Source organism: Uliginosibacterium sediminicola (genome assembly GCF_039631295.1).
Classification (GTDB): domain Bacteria; phylum Pseudomonadota; class Gammaproteobacteria; order Burkholderiales; family Rhodocyclaceae; genus Viridibacterium; species Viridibacterium sediminicola.
This window is the reverse complement of record NZ_JBDIVE010000003.1, coordinates 94,126-110,513: the sequence shown is the minus strand read 5'-3', so window position 1 is coordinate 110,513 and position 16,388 is coordinate 94,126. Positions and strand designations below refer to the sequence as shown.

Genomic DNA, 16,388 nt, shown 5'->3' with positions numbered 1-16,388 from the left:
CCTTTGCTGCGCCTCCGGGAATCCCGTGTCTGATCGACTTGCCATAATTCCGCACTACCTGATGCCCAAACGCGCGATGACTGCCTTTGGCGGTCTGGTTGCCTCCTCGCGCATGGGCGCCGTCACGACCGCCATCATCCGCTGGTTCGTCGGCCACTATGGCGTCGACATGAGTGAAGCGGCTGATCCGCAGATCGCGCACTACGACAGCTTCAACAGCTTCTTCACGCGCGCGCTACGCGAGGGTGCCCGCCCGCTCGCCAGCGCCGACTGGTTATGCCCGGTCGATGGCGCGATCAGCCAGTTTGGCCGCATTGCCGGCGAGCAGATTTTCCAGGCCAAAGGCCACCAGTATTCGGCAAGCACCCTGCTCGGTGACGATCCGGCCCTGGCGCGGCAGTTTCGCGACGGCAATTTCGCCACGCTGTATCTGAGCCCCAAGGACTACCACCGCATCCACATGCCCTGCGCCGGCCGCCTGCTGCGCATGCGCCATGTGCCGGGCACGCTGTTCCCGGTCAAGCCGCTCACCGCGCGCATGGTGCCGGGCCTGTTTGCCCGCAACGAGCGCGTGGTCTGTGTGTTCGAGACGGCCCACGGCCCGCTGGTGATGGTGCTGGTCGGCGCCACCATCGTCGGCAGCATGGCCACCGTCTGGCATGGCGTGGTCAATCCGCCGCGTGTTGGCGAGATCCGCGAATGGCGCTATGAAGATCAGGACATCCGCCTGCAACAGGGCGACGAGATGGGCCGCTTCCTGCTCGGCTCCACCGTCGTCATGCTGCTGCCCTCCGCCCTGCAGTTCAATGCCGGCTGGCAAGCCGGCGGCAGCGTGCGCATGGGCGAAGCGATGGCCGACAAGGCGCCCACCGCCTGAGCGCTGACACTCAAGCTTCGAGGGCGAAAGCCCCCGCATCGTAGGCCAGACAGTAGGCGCGCCAATCCGCTTCAAGCTGCGTAGTGCAGTGGCGCGCCAGATCGAGCAGCCGCGCGGGCCACTTGTGACCCTCGGCAAAGTCGACCAGCGCGTCGACGCTGGCGGCTCCCTCGCGCCCTGCTGAGCGCAGCTGCGCCCAGGCCAGCAACTCCGCCAGATTGTCGATCAGCCCCGCCAGCTGACGCGGCTTGCGATGCGCCTCGCCAAACTCCACGCGGTCATCCGAGGGCTGCAGATCACGCAGCACGCAGGAACGCTTGCCCAGTTTGACGGCATGCAGGAATGCCATCGGTATCGCCTGCATGCGCTGCTGCACGGTGACCACGCGCAGCGCCTCCGAAGCCCAGTGCGGCTGCGGATTGGGCAGATGCGGCAGCAAGGACGAAGGCAGCGCCTGCTTGATGTCGAGCAGGTAATTGTCCGCCGGCGAACCGCGCCCTTCGACCAGCAGCACATAGCGCTCGACGCCCAGACTGCCGTTGCCTGTGGCGCGGCGCGCGGCATCGAGCAGACGGAAAAAGCGCGGTTTCTCCTGGGTGGCGGCAAACTCGGCCATGAAGCGCTTCAGCTTGTCACGCTGCTTGTCGGTCACCGGCAAGGTTTTGCGGCCATCGATGCGCAGGCATCGCCGCTTGCCCTGCAGCTCGGTACGCGAATCGAGGAAATCGGCGCGCTTGCGTACGCGCAGGCTATCGAGCAGATCGCCGACCAGCCCTTGCGCCAGATCGCGCTCGAGCCAGCGCGCCTTGCCGCTGGCCAGCGTGGCCGCATAGCGCTGCAGGAAGCGCTGGCACAGCGCCACGCTCTCGCCGGGATTGAGGTGCAAGACCCGCTCGGCGACCAGGATGCTGCTGAGCAGGCGCAGCACATCCCAGCTCGCCGGCGCCAGCGCGGCCTCGTCAAAATCATTGATGTCGAAATAGACCAGGCGATTGTCGCCCTTGTAGCTGCCGAAGTTTTCCAGATGCAGATCGCCACAGGCCCAGGCCAGGGGCGCTGCGCGCAGCAGCTTGTCACGCGGCAGTGTCTCGTAGAAGCGGTGACAGCTGCCACGCAGGAAAACGAAGGGATCGCGGCGCAGATTCGCGTACTTCATGGCCAGCCGCTGCGGGTCGCGCCCGGCGTTGTAGCGCTTGATCGATGTCACGATGTCCTGCACCGGCAACTCCCTGTGATGGCAACGCATGCCCGGATGATGCCAGATCGCCCGTAGCCTTCGTCTATTGAGCTGCCATGCCAAGCAAAGAGGCCAGCGCTGCGCTGCTGCAGAATTGGCCGGCAATGGCGCAGCTTTTAAACGTATAGTTACCGCTGCGATGCGCTTAATGTGCAAGCTAACCCTTTGCCGCCGCTCGCCGCCGCGCTACCGACATGAACATGCCATGTGATCCGCCAGTCCCCGCCAGCGACTGGCCCTGTCCGCTTTCCCTCGCCCAGATGCAGACCATCGGCAGCGGGCTAAGCAATGCGCCGGGGATGCGCACGGAAATCGTCGCCGGATTGCAGGTCCTGATCGAAGTCGCACTGAGCGGCGATGAAGCCGCCGCCAAAACCAGCGCCAGCCCCTTCCTGGCACGCGCCCTGCGCGAGTACTTCAGCCATAAATCAGTGCAGGCAGAAGCCTTCCTGCAGCAATTCTCCCTGCGTGACGATGAACCGCCGGTACTCCTGGCGCTCATCCGCACCTTGCTCGGCGGCGGCATGGACGCCGCGCAACTGCTGCAACACACCATGCAGCTCTGCGATACCGAGGCCTACGTCGATGTCGCCATCGAACTGCTGCTGCTGCTGTTTTCCAAAGGCGCGCTCAATAACAGCGAGGGCGGCATCAACTACATCGTCCAGCTGATGAGCGAGACCCTGCAGCGTCCGGCGGCAGCGGAGCGTCTGCTGGCCCTGCACCGCAAGCAAACGCCCGACTCAGCCTTGGCGCAAGCCCACCATGCCCAGCGTCTGGCCCGCGCACTGGCCGCCTCAGCGCATTTCAAACTCGGCAAAAAGCATCTGCATTTCCGCGATGCCGGACTCGACAGTCCCGAGGTTCAGGACTGGCTGCGGCGCGGCCAGATCCTGTCACGCGCCGGACTCAGTGGCGCCCATCGGGTCAGCTATATCCACAGCTACGCCCCGATCACCCGTGATCTGATCAGCTTCCGGGATGCCTCGTTCGTGCTCGCGGAGGGGGAGCAAGCGCTGCTCTATTGCGAGCTGAGCACGCAATACACGGCCTCTGACGCCAACTGGAGTCTTTGCCTGCACCCGCTAAGCGCCGATGGGCCAAAACTCGAACAGCTGATGCCCGCGCTCCTCGAACAAGCCGAATTGCGCGTGAGCGCACACGGCGGCCGCTCGCTGAGCATCAGCCTCGACGAGGCTCAATGCGCGCCGGAGCCCTTCCTGCAGGCCAATTACGCGGCCATGCTGGCCTATGAATCGCATACCGATTTGCAACGCAGCGAGGCCGAGCTGTGGACCAGCGTACGCAAGTCCTTCAAGTCCATCATCTCGAAAACCGCCGCGCAAACCACGCTGCACCACCTCAATCGCGAACAGCACGCGCTGCAGCTCGGCACGCGCCAGTTGGACTGGGCGCAGACCAAGGACATCCTGCTCTACCTGGGCAATGCAGACCCCAACGGGCTGTTTTTCGCGCGCGGGCAATTTGACAGCTATCGCGACTGGATCATGGAATTCGGCGGCGAGATCTGCATCGTCTGGCACCAGCGCCTGGGGCCTATCGCAGCCTCGATCATCACCGACTACTTCGGCTTCTCGACTTACTGCTGGGGACGCTCGGCCGGCCCGGTGCTCGACCCGCTCACCAAAACCTCGCACCTCGCGCTGTGGGACGCCATCCGCCGCGCCAAGGCGCGTGGCAACACGCGCTTCAACCTCGGCAATTTCGACGCCGACGGCACGCCCTCACGCAAACTCAACGAAATCGCCAAGTTCAAGCACGGCTTCGCCACCGATCTGGTGCGCCTGGTGCAATGGTCGAAAATCCTGGACTGAGGCGCAGAAGCAGCCAAAAGCGTCGACACAAGACAAAAAGGGCCTAGGGCGTGTTCACAGTAGCCAGATGTAAGCACAAGCGATTTGCAAGAAGGCATTGAAGCGTGTAGCCAATTAGTCGTCGCGGGTTGCCAAACGTCTGAATTGCTTGATGCGGCAGAAGAATCGTTCAACGAGATTTCCACCGCAGCCTCGCCAAAACGCACAGGACGATATTCAGACGCAGTCATGCGCGTTGCTCCTAGCGCAGGTTGTGCGACACCGCGCGGTAACGCGCGCGCGCCAGATACAAGAGTGCGATGCCCAGTAACATGGCAGGGATGCCGACACTCAGAATGGACAGCGGCAGTGCCTTCTCGTCGGCATAGACATGGTCATTGACGAGTGCCACCACGGTCGGGCCGATGCCCAGACCGATCATGTTGATCACGAAGAAGAAGATCGCCGTTGCTTGACCGCGCAAAGCCCCAGGCACCAGGTCCTGGATGGCCGTCGGGCCCAGGCCATTGGCCCAGCTGCTGAAGGCTACCGCCCCGCCCATCAGATAAAGCGTGCTGTAGGCATCGCTGGCCCGCATGCCGGCATAGGCGAGCGGCAGCCAGGCCAGGACAGCCACGATGGTCAGCCACAAACGTGAGTCTGCACGCCCCATGCGCAACCAGCGATCACCAAGATAACCACCCGCCACGCCGCCGATGGTGCCCATGATGGTCACGGCCAGACCGTAATTGATACCGGCTTGCGGGGGCGTCCAGCCATACAAGCGCATGAGGACAGTCGGCATCCAGCTGCCCGTGCCGTAGGCGGCCAGCGCAATCAGTGCATAGCCGAGCAAAACCATGGCGAACAGGGCGCGATGCTGCCTGAAGTAACCCAGCGTCTGGTCCAGCTCGGGCCCGCCGGCCGGCACCGCGTTATCACGCACGGGCTCTTTCACCGTCAGCAACAGCAGGGCCATCAGGAAGCCCGGCATACCGACATAGATGAAAGCGGCTTGCCAGGTATGCACCGATCCGATGATGGGTAGCACGACTTCCTTGGCGCCACGCAGCGAAGCGAGGACAGTACCGCCAATGGCGATGGAGGAACCGATCCCCAGAAAAATCCCGCTGCTGTAGACCCCCAGCGCTGTTCCGCGCCGCGACTTGTCAAATGCATCGCAAATCATCGAGTAGGCGGCTGGCGCCAGTGTCGCCTCGCCGATGCCGACACCGACGCGAGCAGCGAACAGTTCGAAATAGCTATTGGCCAGACCACAGGCGACGGTCATCGCGCTCCAGATGACGATACCCCAGAAGATCAGACGCTTGCGGTTGTGGCGGTCGGCATAGCGCCCGAGCGGGATGCCCAGTACCGAGTAAAGCACGGTGAATGCAAGACCGTGCAACAGACTCAGCTGCGTATCCGAAATACCCAGGTCGGCACGAATCGGTGCCACCAACAGCGTCAGGATCTGGCGATCCACATACGACAGCACATTGGCAATCAGCACCACGCCCAGCAGGTACCAGGCCAAGTGTCCCGGCAAGCCCTGCCTGCGTATTTCGGTATGCATGTCCGACATGAGTAGTCTCCGTTGAAGAATCTGAATCGTTCTCGTTATGAATTTTTAAACACGCGGCCCGGCAGCAGGAAATGCGCCAGCGCCGGCACCAGAATCAAGGCCCCCAGCATGTTCAGGAGGAACATGAAGGCGAGCAGGATGCCCATGTCGGCCTGGTACTTGATCGGCGAGAAAGCCCAGGTTGCTACGCCAATCGCCAGTGTGATACCGGTCAGCATGACCACCTTGCCGGTAAAACGCAGCGCGCAGAAGTAAGCATCGGACAGCGACTGACCCACGCGCAGCTGCGAAAGCGTGATGCTCATCACATAGAGGGCGTAATCGACACCGATGCCTACGCCCAGCGCAATCACCGGCAAGGTTGCCACCTTGACTCCGATATTCAGACTGACCATCAGCGCCTCGCACAGCACCGAGGTCAGCATCAGCGGCAGGATCGCGCAGACGACGGCGCGCCATGAGCGGAAGGTCAGCAGACACAGCAGGATCACCGCGGCGTACACCCATATCAGCATTTCCCGATTAGCCTTTTTCACGACGATATTGGTCGCCGCCTCGATACCTGCGCTGCCCGCCGCCATCAGGAAGCTGGTCTGCGGCGTGCTGTTATCGGCCGCAAAACGCTCGACCGTCTCCACCACGCTCTGCAAGGTGTCCGCCTTGTGGTCTTTGAGATAGACATACAGGGTCAGCAGGCTGCAGGATTCGTTATAAAGACCGCGGGGAGCACGCCCGATGATCTCGTTGAGCATGCTCTGACTGTTCATCAGTTCGTACCATTTCGGATTTCCTTCACTGAAGCCAACCATCAGCCGTCGATTCAGCAAAGCCACCGAATTGGTCGCATCGACGCCCGGCAAACTGGCCAATTGCCATTCCAGCGCATCGACGCGCATCACAGTGTCGTAGGCCGAACAGGCGCCCTCCGGCGTTTTGATCATGACCGCAAAAACGTCGCTGCTGGCACCGTAATGCTGGTTCATGAAGGCGTTATCACGGTTGTAACGCGAATCCGCACGCAGTTCCGGCGCCCCTGGATCGAGATCACCAATCTTCAGCTGAGTACTCTGCAAATAAGCCGCTGCAGCAAGTACGGCCGCGCCCGCTACGGCAATACCCGCCCAGCGCCGGGTGGTAAATAAATCCAGCCAGCGCCACAAGCGCTGCCGCTGCGCCACCTCGTCGGTCGCCTGCAGTTCCTCGCGCAGACTGCGTTGCGCGGCTTCCTGCGTGACGCCGACGTAGGACAGCAGGATGGGCAGCAGGATCAGATTGGTGAAAATCAGGATCGCCACTCCCATGCTGGCAATCACAGCCAGATCCTTGATCACCTGGACGTCGATGATCATCAGCACCGCAAAGCCCACGGCATCGCACAACAAAGCCGTCAAACCCGCCAGGAACAAGCGCCGGAAGGTAAAGCGCGCCGCCACCAGCCGATGCATGCCACGCCCTATGTCCTGCATGATGCCGTTCATTTTCTGTGCGCCATGACTCATGCCGATGGCGAAGACCAGAAACGGCACCAGCACCGAATACGGGTCAAGCTCATAGCCCAGCAGGGGTAACAGACCGAGCTGCCAGACCACCGCGACCAGCGAACAGCTCACCACGAGCAGGGTGCTCCGCACGCAGCGGGTGTAAAAATAAAGCACGGCCGCGGTGATCAGGATGGCGGCGGCAAAGAAGGACAGAATGGCACGCAGTCCCGCCATCAAATCGCCAATCACCTTGGCAAAACCCGTGATGTGGATACCGATCTGCGGACTCTCGTACTTGCTGCGCAAGCCCTCCAGGGCGGCAGACAACTGGGCGTAATCGATCGGCTTGCCGTCCGCATACTTCGACAGCAGCGGTACGTAGATCACGCTGGATTTCTGGTCGAGCGCCACCAGCTGACCGATTTCGTTGGAGCGTTCGACATTCCTGCGCAGCTGTTCGAGCTGAGGCGCCTGGCCCTTATAGCCATCGGGAATGACCGGACCGCCTTCGAGTCCCTCTTCCGTCACACCCACCCAGCGGGTAGCTGGCGTCCACAAGGATTTCATATAGGCGCGATCCACGCCGGGCAGCAAGAAAATTTCATCGTTCAGACGACGCAGTACCTCCATGTACTGCACATCGTAGATTCCGCCCTGCCCACGATTATCGACGGCGATGCGCAAGGCATTACCGAGGCCGGTCAGTTCATCGCGGCTATTGAGATAGTTGAGAATGAAGGGGTGATGTGTCGGAATGGTTTTCTCGAAACTGGCGTTGAGGCTCAAACGTCCCAGCTGCAAGGCCAGCACGAGGGTGATCAAGGCGCAGGCCAGCAACACTGCCAGGCGATTATTGAAAAGCAAGCGCTCGAAGAACGAGCCGGACTGGCGATCAAATTCATCCAGACCCATTGCTTGCACGACTGAAGGGGTATGCATGCTGCGCTCTCAGGGCTTGTTGGTCGGAAGGTCAAGACGCTGCAGGCCACGGAAACCCGCAACAATCAGGCGCTCGTCTGCAGAGAGCTCCAGAGCATTGATGCGCCCCGGACGCAGTGCATCAAGGGTCTGCCAGTGCGCCCCCTGGTCGATGCTGAACTGCAGCCAGCCCGCCTGGTTGATGAGCCACAGCGTGCCGTCACCCTGCTTGGCGAATGCATTGATCGAGACAGGCATGACACCGCTGGCCTGGCTGAAACTGCGACCAGCATCGCTGGAGCGGAAGACCTGGCCTTTCAAGCCCCCCACCAGCAAGGCCTCGTCGGATAAGACTTGCAGCGCAAACAGGCTGCCGGAATACGGGCTGCTCAAGCGCTCGAAATGCTCACCAAGATCAGTGCTGCGCCATAACATGCCCTGCTCCCCAGCCAGATAGATGGCTCGCGGCATGCCTTTCACTGCGTAGAAATGCAAGGCCTTGGGATTGCTCAGGCGCCCCATCAACGGCTGCCATTGGCGGCCACCGTCGCGGGTGCGAAAAACCAGACCGTATGCTCCGACGGCAAAGCCCACGTAATCGGAAACGAAGTGCACGTCCAGGAAAGGCTTGTCCGGGCCATCCGCCAGCATGCGCTCGGCATCCTGGCGCAGGCGCGTCAGCGCAGCCTGATCGCTCAGGCTACTGTTGCGCGCAGATTCAGCATACAGCTCGGCGGCACGGCGACCATCGAGCTGCAGCTGCCAGGTTTCACCGCCGTCTTCGGTATGCAGCAGGACGCCGGCGTGGCCAGCAGCCCAACCCTTGCGCGGACTCGGAAAGCTCAGCGCAGTCAGGCTGACACTCACCGGCACCGCAGCCTGGCGCCAATGCAAACCATTGTCGTCCGACAGCAGGATGATGCCCCGCTCGCCAGCACTGACCAGGCGCGATCCGGCTCTCACCACCGCCTGCATGACGGCTCCCTGCGCGCGCAAGCTGCGCATGGCTGGGCGCAGCAATGGATCTTCAAGTGGCGCAGCAACACCGCTCTGCACGGCCAGCCAGGCCCCCAGAATCATTGCTGCGCGCAAAAGAGATTGAAGGATTTTCATCATCGTTTCCTGCTCGGAGTCCGGGCTGCCAGACAAGGCTGTTCGGCAACCCTGCGAGGCATCAGCGCACACCTTCAGCCGCCAGCGCATCCGGCGTGAAGTGCGTTGCGGGGAATGTCGGCACGAGGCGGTACTGCTCCTTCTTTTCGTTGAAGAGGCCATTGACGTACCAGGTACCTGCCAGCAAGTCGTAATAGCCAAAGGTCTTGGCTGTGATACCCGGCAGATCGGGCATCACAATGGGGAGCGCCCACATGTTTCGCCACAGCTGGCCCTTGGAATCCCAACGATCACCGAGCAAGGCATACCAGGAGTCTTCATCAACGTAGTAGACCGAGCGCGACGCCGTATGACGCTCACCTGCCTTCAAGGTGGCCTCGACCACCCACACGCGGTGTAACTCCCAGCGCACTTCATCCGGGTTGAGGTGCCCCTTGCCCAGCACATCGGCATCTTTGCCAGGCTGCAGCGTGCGATTCGAGTTGTAGGGCACGAACAGCTCTTTCTTGCCCAGCAGCTTCCAGTCGAAGCGCCCCAGCTTGCCGGTGAACACCTCCAGCTCATCAACACTCATCAATCCAGCCGTGGTAGGTGACGGCGTGTCGCAGCAGGAGTTGGGCAATTTGCGGACGCGGCGTTGCCCGGTCAGATAGACCCAGGTACTGCTCTTATCCTCATTCAGGTTCAAGCGCGCGACAATGGCTTCGCCGGCGCGGATCGGCGGCCCGGCGTTGACCAGACGCAGGTTGTAATAGTCACCACTGAAATTCTCCGGCGAGCCATCCTTGAACCAGTACGGTGACTGCTGATCGGCAGCGCCATTATTGGTCAGCACCGCCTTGCCATCGGCGGTCACCACGTACTGGGTGGCATCCCAATGCCAGGCCTCACCCTTCCAGCGCAACAGATGGTTCCACATGACTTCGGCTCCCGACTTGGGGATCGGGAAAGGCACGCCACCTTGCACATTGTCCGGCTGCGGACCGCCGGGCCCTTCGATGAGCTTGCCGCGCGTAGCGTTCTTGAAGGTATTGTCATACGCCCACTGTGGCAACGCCGCCGTGCGATGGGTGGGGTAGACATCCAGACGGAAGCTGTCCGGATAGCGCTTGAGCATGGCCTTGACGCCGTCGCTCAGCTTGTCGGCGTATTGCTCCATGTTCTTGGCCGTAATCACCAGACGCGGCTTTTCGTTGGCGTAGGGATCACTGCGCCGACCAGTGATCGGCTTGTTGCTGAATGCGACGCCGCCATCCCAGGCCGGGATGGTTCCGTCTTTGTTCGCAGCTTTCTCTGCCCCCATGGGGGTCAGACTGGTTTTCAAGCTGGCAGCTTCCTCGGCACTGACAGCGGCCTGCGCTGCGCCAAAGTGCGTAGCGGCCGCGGTCAAGCTGATCAGCAGGCAGGCGCGTAGATGAGCATGCATGTGAGTCTCCTGGAATTCTTAGAATGTGCGATACACAGAGAAGGCGACAAAATCGCGATCTCCCAGCGATTGATCGTAGGTACGCGGTGGCGGCACCTGGCCAACGACAAACATGCCGCGCTTGCTACCGTAGTAATGCGTGTAGTTGAGGCTGAAGCGCCAGGCATCCAGGTAGCTGCCCGTCATGCCGATGCTCAGATCACCACCGCCATCGATGAAGTTGTTATTGAAGGAAGACACTGCCGACGAGCGACCTTGCGGGTTGTAGCCGGTTCCGATCGGGAAGCTCAGGTCGAGACCATCGAAGACCTGTCGGTAAGTTGGTGTGAACACCATCCGGAAGCCCCAGGCATTGCGCGTGGTATTCGGGTCCAGCGCAGCAGCGTTCTGCTTGATGCTGAGACGACGATTACCCGCCACCTCGGCCACCAGGCTCGATTCATTGAACAGGGCGTTCGGCGCGATGCTCCAGATCATCGACAGATTGGCGTGCGCAGTCTTGCCGACGGCATAGCGCGGGTTATTGTTGTTATCTGACTGAGCGCCGCCCGTGACGGCAGGAATCGCACTGACCAGCGGAGCGTTGTAGCGGATCGAAGTTTCACCCGCGAGATTCACCGGACCATAGGTGTTCGAGGCACTGGCGCCGAAAGCACTGACCTTTTCCGGATAAACCAGGGCGTAGGTGCCGAGCACACCGTTGGCCGGACCCGTCAGGAAATTCGACTGCACAACCTGCGGCGACTTGTCGTGATAGCGCACGAAATACAGGCCATAGTCCGCATCGCTGAATGGCAGGTGGAACTTGGTCTGCAGACCATACTGCCCCTGATCGCGCGCCGATACATCGGCAGTCCGGTCATAGCGGAAAGGGCCGGCTTTCAGACTCTCGGCGCCCGCACCCGTGGTATCGCTGGTCGAGAAGTAGCTGCCAGACGGCGCCAGACGATTCGGCTCCCACTCAAGCTGGTAGAAGGCTCCCAGTGTCACATCACTGTTCAGCTGCAGATTGCCGGAGAGCTGATTGACCGGCATCATCGCCTCCTTGAACTGGGTATTCGGCACTGCCTGCAGCTTCTGCACATCGGTTGGCGCCATCGTGCCCGCCATGCCGTTCGATCCGAAGAACAGCGACTCGCCCCACACCTGAGTGTGACGACCCGCGCGCACGGTGGCAGTACTCTCCTTGCCAATGCCGAAACTGCTGTAGGCAAAGGCATCCAGCAATTCAACGTGATGCCCCATCAGATCACGTGTCGCCGTCGGGAATTCACCCGCCGCCGTGGAGGTCTGATTCAGCGTGCTGGCCTGGTTATTACCGGTTTTACCGTTGTAGACGCTGTCATACCAGGCGGCGCTGCTGACCCGCAGGCCGGTCTTGCGATAGGCCAGATCCAGCTCGGAGAGCAGATTGATGCGATTGGAGATGAGGCCCTTCGTGAAATTACGGTCGCCATCATCCTGATTATTGTTGCCACCTGTCGGCGTGGCGCTGACCAAGTTATTGGAACGCCCTGCAACACGCCAAGCGGCATTGTATTTGAGGGTATTGTCCCAAGCGCCCTTGAAGTCCGGGTCATCAAAATCAAACTGGAACGCCAAGGCCGGCCGGCCTATGGCCAAGCCCAGGCTGAGGGCAAGAACCATCGGTAAAATCCGCGGGGCGCCTCCTGCGGCGGGCAAGCCGCCGCCCTGCGAGTGTTGCTTTCGCATTGCTGTCTCCTCTGCTGGTGGGTGATGCTGCCGGATCCTTCTGGCATCCGCGTCGGATGCCAGCACGGGGGGCGCCTTGATGACGCTTGTGGTTCTCCCGGAATGAACGGCTGCGATTCAGGTCAAGGGCTCATCACGGACTCCGGACGACCCTGTTACGCAGCTTGCCGATGCCCTCGACTTCAAGCTCGATGACATCGCCAGGCTGAATCCATCGATCCAGTTCGAGGCCGCAACCACCACCCGCTGTGCCCGAACCGAAAAACTCGCCGGCATGCAAGGTCTCGTCACGCGAGACATGCGCAATCATGTCTTCGAACTGATGCACCATGCCCGCACTGGAACAATCCGACCACAGCTCGCCATTGACCCGTGCACTCATTCTGAGGGCATAGGGATCTGGCAGCTCATCTGGCGTAACGATCCACGGACCCAGCACATTGCCGGTATCGAAGTCCTTGCCCTTGGTCGGACCAAATGGCGCAGTCATTTCGAATTCCTGCGCATCACGCGCAGAAAAATCATTGAAAATCGTGTAGCCGAAGATGTAGTCGCGTGCCTGCGAGCGGCTGATATCCCGTCCTCTGCGGGCCAGGAAGATGCCGAATTCCAGCTCGTAATCAAGACGCTGGCTGTAACGCGGCCATTGCACCTCATGCTCATGACCGACTACGCTGAAGCGGTTGGTCTTGTAATACACCGGCTGCTGCACAAAAGCCTCCGGTATCTGAATCTGCTCGGGAACCGGCAAAGGCCAATCCGCCTGCTGTCTGTGGCGGCGCAAGCGCGCCATACCCACAGCGGCATTGCGCATATGCGTTTCAAACACAGAGAAATCGCGCATCTGTGGTGGCTGTGGCACCGGAGCTGCCAGTCGCACTGACGACAGGGGCAGACAGGCAAGCCCCTCCGCCATGGCACGCCGCCCGAGCTCGCGCAGGCGATCAAGTGCCGCCGGGCCACCATCAATGAGGCTCAACATGCTCTGAAAGCGCGGCTCCGGGCGTCCATCCAGTCTTTGCGCTGCGACCTGCGCATCAATGATGAGCCCGGCTTCGCGCTGCACCAGTCCCAGTGCAAGTGCACCATCCTGGCGATGGAATGTAGCCAGAATCATTGGGTTACCTCTTCCAGGAATAGAGCGACGCAGCGGGTGAAGCCCGCCGAGGCGCCGCGAATCTTGTAAGGAAAGCAGCTGACCATGAAGCCATGCGCGGGCAACTGATCAAGCTGCGCCAGTTTTTCCATCTGGCAGTAAGCCATCTCACGGCCCGCCTTGTGACCTTCCCAGATGATGCGAGGATCAGCAGTAGCTGCATAACGCTGCCGTGTGTAAGCAAAGGGCGCGTCCCAGCTCCAGGCATCCGTACCGACCACGCGCACACCACGTTCCAGCAACCACAGCGTGGCCTCGCGCCCGAGACCGCAGCCGCGATTGATGTAGTCCGGCTGGCCGTAGGCAGCCCCTGCCGAGGTATTGATGAGAACGATATCGAAAGGGGCCAGGCGATACTCGATGGCCTCGAAAGCTGCCGCAATCTCCGCTGCGCTCACCACATGCCCGTCGGGCACGGCTCGGAAGTCCAGTTTGACGCCAGGGCGAAAGCACCAATCGAGCGGCACCTCGTCGATCGGCATGGCTGGCTTGCCGCCATCCATCGTCGAGGCGTAATGCCAAGGCGCATCCATATGGGTGCCGCAATGCGTATGGATCCGCAGATCCTCCACCGCCCAGCCTTCGCCATCCGGCAGATCTTCGGCACGCAGGCCCGGGAACATGGCGCATAAATGACGTGCGCCGGTCTGGTGGTCGATGTAGTCAATCTGCGGTTGCAAGCCCGGCGGATCAGACGCAACCGCGGGGTCGAGCGCGACAGACAGGTCCACAAATCTTTGGACTTTCACGTGTTGTCTCCTGTTGGGCCGGCATGGCGGTCCCGTATGTTCGGCGAAATCGATGTCTCGCTCTGTTTGTCGGTACTATAAAATTTTATCGATAAAAGTCAACAAATCGATAAATAGGTGTTTCCCCGATAAACTATGGCAAAATTTCCGGCTTCAATAGAAAGAAAAGGGAGACACCCGGATGAGCGATACTGCCCGCACCTTGACCGAGATTGCCGTTGAACGCCTATCCGCCGACATCGTCAATGGCGTGCTGGTGCCCGAGCAGAAGCTGCTGATCGCCGAACTCAAGGAACGCTATGACATGGGCGCCTCGCCCCTGCGCGAAGCGCTGTCACAGCTGAGTTCCCAGGGTTTTGTCGTGGCTGACAGCCGGCGCGGCTTCCGCGTGGCGGCCATTTCGCGTGAGGATCTGGAAGACATCACCCGTCTGCGCCAGCTCGTCGAGTTGGCTGCTTTGCGTGATGCCCTTGCGGCCGGCGATCACGAGTGGGAACTGGGCATCCGTGCCGCCTTTGCCCGACTTGAGGGTCTTGCTGCTGTCATCAAGGCAGGGCGCAGCAGCGCCGGTGCGCACGATCTGGAACAAGCCCACCGCAATCTGCATGAAGCCTTCCTGGCCGCCTGCAGCTCCCAACGCATGCGCATGGTGCGCAGCATTCTGTATGACCAGGCACAGCGTTATCGCCAGCTGATGCTGCAGAAAACCAGCCAGGATCTCGACGAGTTCGTCGACATCCATCGCCAGCTGGTCGAGGCCATCCTGTCGCGCAATCAGGCACAGGCCTGCGACAGCCTGGCAGAACATCTAGACCTGACTCTGCTCAGTGTCTATCCGGACGCCCCTGCACAAGCAGAAACAAGCAAAACAAGCCGTTCCACCCGAGTCCGCAGGCAGGCCTAGGGCGTGCATGCCTGCGTCCAACAGAGATAGCGAGACATGAACAAACTCTACCCATCTGCGACGCAGGCCCTGGCCGATCTCGTTGCCGACGGCCAGACACTGGCTGTCGGCGGTTTCGGTTTATGCGGCATCCCCGAAGCCCTCATCGACGCCCTGCGTGACAGCGGCGTGCGTGATCTGACGGTCATTTCCAACAATGCCGGCGTCGATGGCTTCGGGCTCGGCAAACTCCTGGAGAGCCGCCAGATCCGCAAGATGATTTCCAGCTATGTCGGCGAAAACAAGGAATTTGAACGCCAGTACCTGGCCGGTGAGCTGGAGCTGGAATTCACTCCGCAAGGCACCCTGGCCGAAAAGCTGCGAGCAGGCGGCGCGGGCATCCCGGCCTTTTTCACACGCACCGGCGTCGGCACCGTCGTCGCCGAAGGCAAGGAACTGCGCGAATTCGACGGCGAAATCTATGTCATGGAGCGCGCCCTGCGCGCCGATGTCGCGCTGGTCAAGGCCTGGCGCGCTGATCGCGCCGGTAATCTGCAATTCCGCCTGACCGCGCGCAACTTCAATCCAGCCGCTGCCATGGCAGGCCAGGTTTGCGTCGCTGAAGTGGAAGAAATCGTCGAACTGGGCACCCTGGCACCCGATGAGATTCATCTGCCCGGTATCTATGTGCAGCGCCTAGTGCACAACGCCCACCCGGAAAAACGCATCGAAAAACGCACGACCCGTCAATTGCAGGAGCACGCATAATGGCTTGGACACACGAGGAAATGGCTGCGCGTGCTGCAGCCGAATTGCAAGACGGCTTTTACGTCAATCTGGGGATTGGTCTGCCCACCCTGGTCGCGAATCACGTTCCGGGCGACATCGAGGTGTGGCTGCAGAGCGAAAACGGCATGCTTGGCCTGGGGCCTTTCCCGACCGAAGAAGAAGTCGACCCTGACCTCATCAATGCCGGCAAACAGACCGTCACCACAATTCCCGGCTCCGCCATTTTCGGTAGCCACGACAGCTTCGCCATGATTCGCGGCGGCAAAATCAATTTGTCCATTCTCGGGGCCATGCAGGTCAGCGCCCAGGGCGATCTGGCCAACTGGATGATCCCCGGCAAGATGGTCAAGGGGATGGGTGGCGCGATGGATCTGGTGGCGGGCGTCAAGCGGGTCGTAGTCCTGATGGAGCATGTGGCCCGCAAGAAAGATGGCAGCACCGAGCTCAAGATCCTGCCTCACTGCACCCTGCCGCTCACCGGTCAGGGCGTCGTGCAGCGCATCATCACCGACCTGGGCGTCATGGACATCAACGCGACCGGGCTTCAACTCGTCGAGCGCGCACCCGGCGTCAGCTTTGAACACATCCAGAGCCTGACCGGCGTGCCACTGCTCGCCAACTGAACGGCACAGCACAAAAACAAAGGG

At 61.1% G+C, this 16,388-nt stretch carries 13 protein-coding genes; 5 read left to right on the top strand and 8 right to left on the bottom strand.

The genetic code is table 11. From position 1 onward, the window contains the following. Nucleotides 1-25 precede the first annotated feature (25 nt). Complete coding sequence (asd, locus tag ABDB84_RS07485) at nt 26-877, top strand: archaetidylserine decarboxylase (RefSeq protein WP_345919087.1); 852 nt, start codon at nt 26-28, stop codon at nt 875-877. A 10-nt stretch (nt 878-887) separates the two neighbouring features. Here the strand turns inward: asd and ABDB84_RS07480 are convergent, their stop codons facing one another. Next, nucleotides 888-2,096 carry a DUF2252 domain-containing protein gene (locus ABDB84_RS07480; protein WP_345919086.1) on the bottom strand — a complete coding sequence of 403 codons (1,209 nt, stop codon included), beginning with the start codon at nt 2,094-2,096 and terminating at the stop codon, nt 888-890. 212 nt (nt 2,097-2,308) lie between these two features. Here ABDB84_RS07480 and ABDB84_RS07475 point away from each other — a divergent pair, with 212 nt between their 5' ends. Further along, nucleotides 2,309-3,949, top strand: a complete 1,641-nt coding sequence (locus ABDB84_RS07475) for a hypothetical protein (protein ID WP_345919085.1) — start codon at nt 2,309-2,311, stop codon at nt 3,947-3,949. Between the two features lie 241 nt (nt 3,950-4,190). Here ABDB84_RS07475 and ABDB84_RS07470 read toward each other — a convergent pair whose 3' ends face one another. The 7 genes from ABDB84_RS07470 to ABDB84_RS07440 form a co-directional block, all read right to left on the bottom strand. Next, complete coding sequence (locus ABDB84_RS07470) at nt 4,191-5,513, bottom strand: spinster family MFS transporter (protein ID WP_345919084.1); 1,323 nt, start codon at nt 5,511-5,513, stop codon at nt 4,191-4,193. Between the two features lie 35 nt (nt 5,514-5,548). After that, on the bottom strand, nt 5,549-7,933 hold the full coding sequence (locus tag ABDB84_RS07465) for an efflux RND transporter permease subunit (RefSeq protein WP_345919083.1): 2,385 nt from the start codon (nt 7,931-7,933) through the stop codon (nt 5,549-5,551). A gap of 9 nt (nt 7,934-7,942) precedes the next feature. Beyond that, the gene (locus ABDB84_RS07460; RefSeq protein WP_345919082.1) at nt 7,943-9,028 is read right to left on the bottom strand and encodes a WD40/YVTN/BNR-like repeat-containing protein; all 1,086 of its coding nucleotides are present in this window, start codon (nt 9,026-9,028) and stop codon (nt 7,943-7,945) included. A 58-nt stretch (nt 9,029-9,086) separates the two neighbouring features. Then, the gene (locus tag ABDB84_RS07455; protein ID WP_345919081.1) at nt 9,087-10,451 is read right to left on the bottom strand and encodes a DUF1329 domain-containing protein; all 1,365 of its coding nucleotides are present in this window, start codon (nt 10,449-10,451) and stop codon (nt 9,087-9,089) included. Nucleotides 10,452-10,469: 18 nt separating this feature from the next. Beyond that, nucleotides 10,470-12,098, bottom strand: a complete 1,629-nt coding sequence (locus ABDB84_RS07450) for a DUF1302 domain-containing protein (protein ID WP_345919080.1) — start codon at nt 12,096-12,098, stop codon at nt 10,470-10,472. 199 nt (nt 12,099-12,297) lie between these two features. Then, the gene (locus ABDB84_RS07445) at nt 12,298-13,281 is read right to left on the bottom strand and encodes a fumarylacetoacetate hydrolase family protein (RefSeq protein WP_345919079.1); all 984 of its coding nucleotides are present in this window, start codon (nt 13,279-13,281) and stop codon (nt 12,298-12,300) included. Further along, entirely contained in the window at nt 13,278-14,069 is a 792-nt protein-coding gene (locus tag ABDB84_RS07440) for a cyclase family protein (protein ID WP_345919078.1), read from the bottom strand. Before ABDB84_RS07440 ends, ABDB84_RS07445 begins: the two co-directional genes overlap by 4 nt. A gap of 181 nt (nt 14,070-14,250) precedes the next feature. On the opposite strand from ABDB84_RS07440, the gene ABDB84_RS07435 reads away from it, so the two are divergent. From ABDB84_RS07435 to ABDB84_RS07425, 3 genes are read left to right on the top strand one after another with little or no spacing between them, the layout of a single operon-like run. Next, complete coding sequence (locus tag ABDB84_RS07435) at nt 14,251-14,973, top strand: FCD domain-containing protein (RefSeq protein WP_345919077.1); 723 nt, start codon at nt 14,251-14,253, stop codon at nt 14,971-14,973. A gap of 36 nt (nt 14,974-15,009) precedes the next feature. Further along, nucleotides 15,010-15,720, top strand: coding sequence for a CoA transferase subunit A (locus ABDB84_RS07430; RefSeq protein WP_345919076.1), 711 nt, complete (start codon nt 15,010-15,012; stop codon nt 15,718-15,720). Then, nucleotides 15,720-16,364 (top strand): 3-oxoacid CoA-transferase subunit B, encoded by a 645-nt coding sequence (locus ABDB84_RS07425; RefSeq protein ID WP_345919075.1) that lies wholly within the window; start codon nt 15,720-15,722, stop codon nt 16,362-16,364. The genes ABDB84_RS07430 and ABDB84_RS07425 overlap by 1 nt, the downstream gene beginning before the upstream one ends. Nucleotides 16,365-16,388: the final 24 nt, after the last annotated feature.

What these genes read in the sequence shown, in the direction of transcription:
- ABDB84_RS07435 (WP_345919077.1), top strand. Translation starts at nt 14,251, where the DNA reads ATGAGCGATACTGCCCGCACCTTGACCGAGATTGCCGTTGAACGCCTA.
- ABDB84_RS07450 (WP_345919080.1), bottom strand. Translation starts at nt 12,098, where the DNA reads ATGGTTCTTGCCCTCAGCCTGGGCTTGGCCATAGGCCGGCCGGCCTTG.
- ABDB84_RS07460 (WP_345919082.1), bottom strand. Translation starts at nt 9,028, where the DNA reads ATGATGAAAATCCTTCAATCTCTTTTGCGCGCAGCAATGATTCTGGGG.
- ABDB84_RS07425 (WP_345919075.1), top strand. Translation starts at nt 15,720, where the DNA reads ATGGCTTGGACACACGAGGAAATGGCTGCGCGTGCTGCAGCCGAATTG.
- ABDB84_RS07445 (WP_345919079.1), bottom strand. Translation starts at nt 13,281, where the DNA reads ATGATTCTGGCTACATTCCATCGCCAGGATGGTGCACTTGCACTGGGA.
- ABDB84_RS07455 (WP_345919081.1), bottom strand. Translation starts at nt 10,451, where the DNA reads ATGCATGCTCATCTACGCGCCTGCCTGCTGATCAGCTTGACCGCGGCC.
- ABDB84_RS07470 (WP_345919084.1), bottom strand. Translation starts at nt 5,513, where the DNA reads ATGTCGGACATGCATACCGAAATACGCAGGCAGGGCTTGCCGGGACAC.
- ABDB84_RS07475 (WP_345919085.1), top strand. Translation starts at nt 2,309, where the DNA reads ATGAACATGCCATGTGATCCGCCAGTCCCCGCCAGCGACTGGCCCTGT.
- ABDB84_RS07465 (WP_345919083.1), bottom strand. Translation starts at nt 7,933, where the DNA reads ATGCATACCCCTTCAGTCGTGCAAGCAATGGGTCTGGATGAATTTGAT.
- ABDB84_RS07430 (WP_345919076.1), top strand. Translation starts at nt 15,010, where the DNA reads ATGAACAAACTCTACCCATCTGCGACGCAGGCCCTGGCCGATCTCGTT.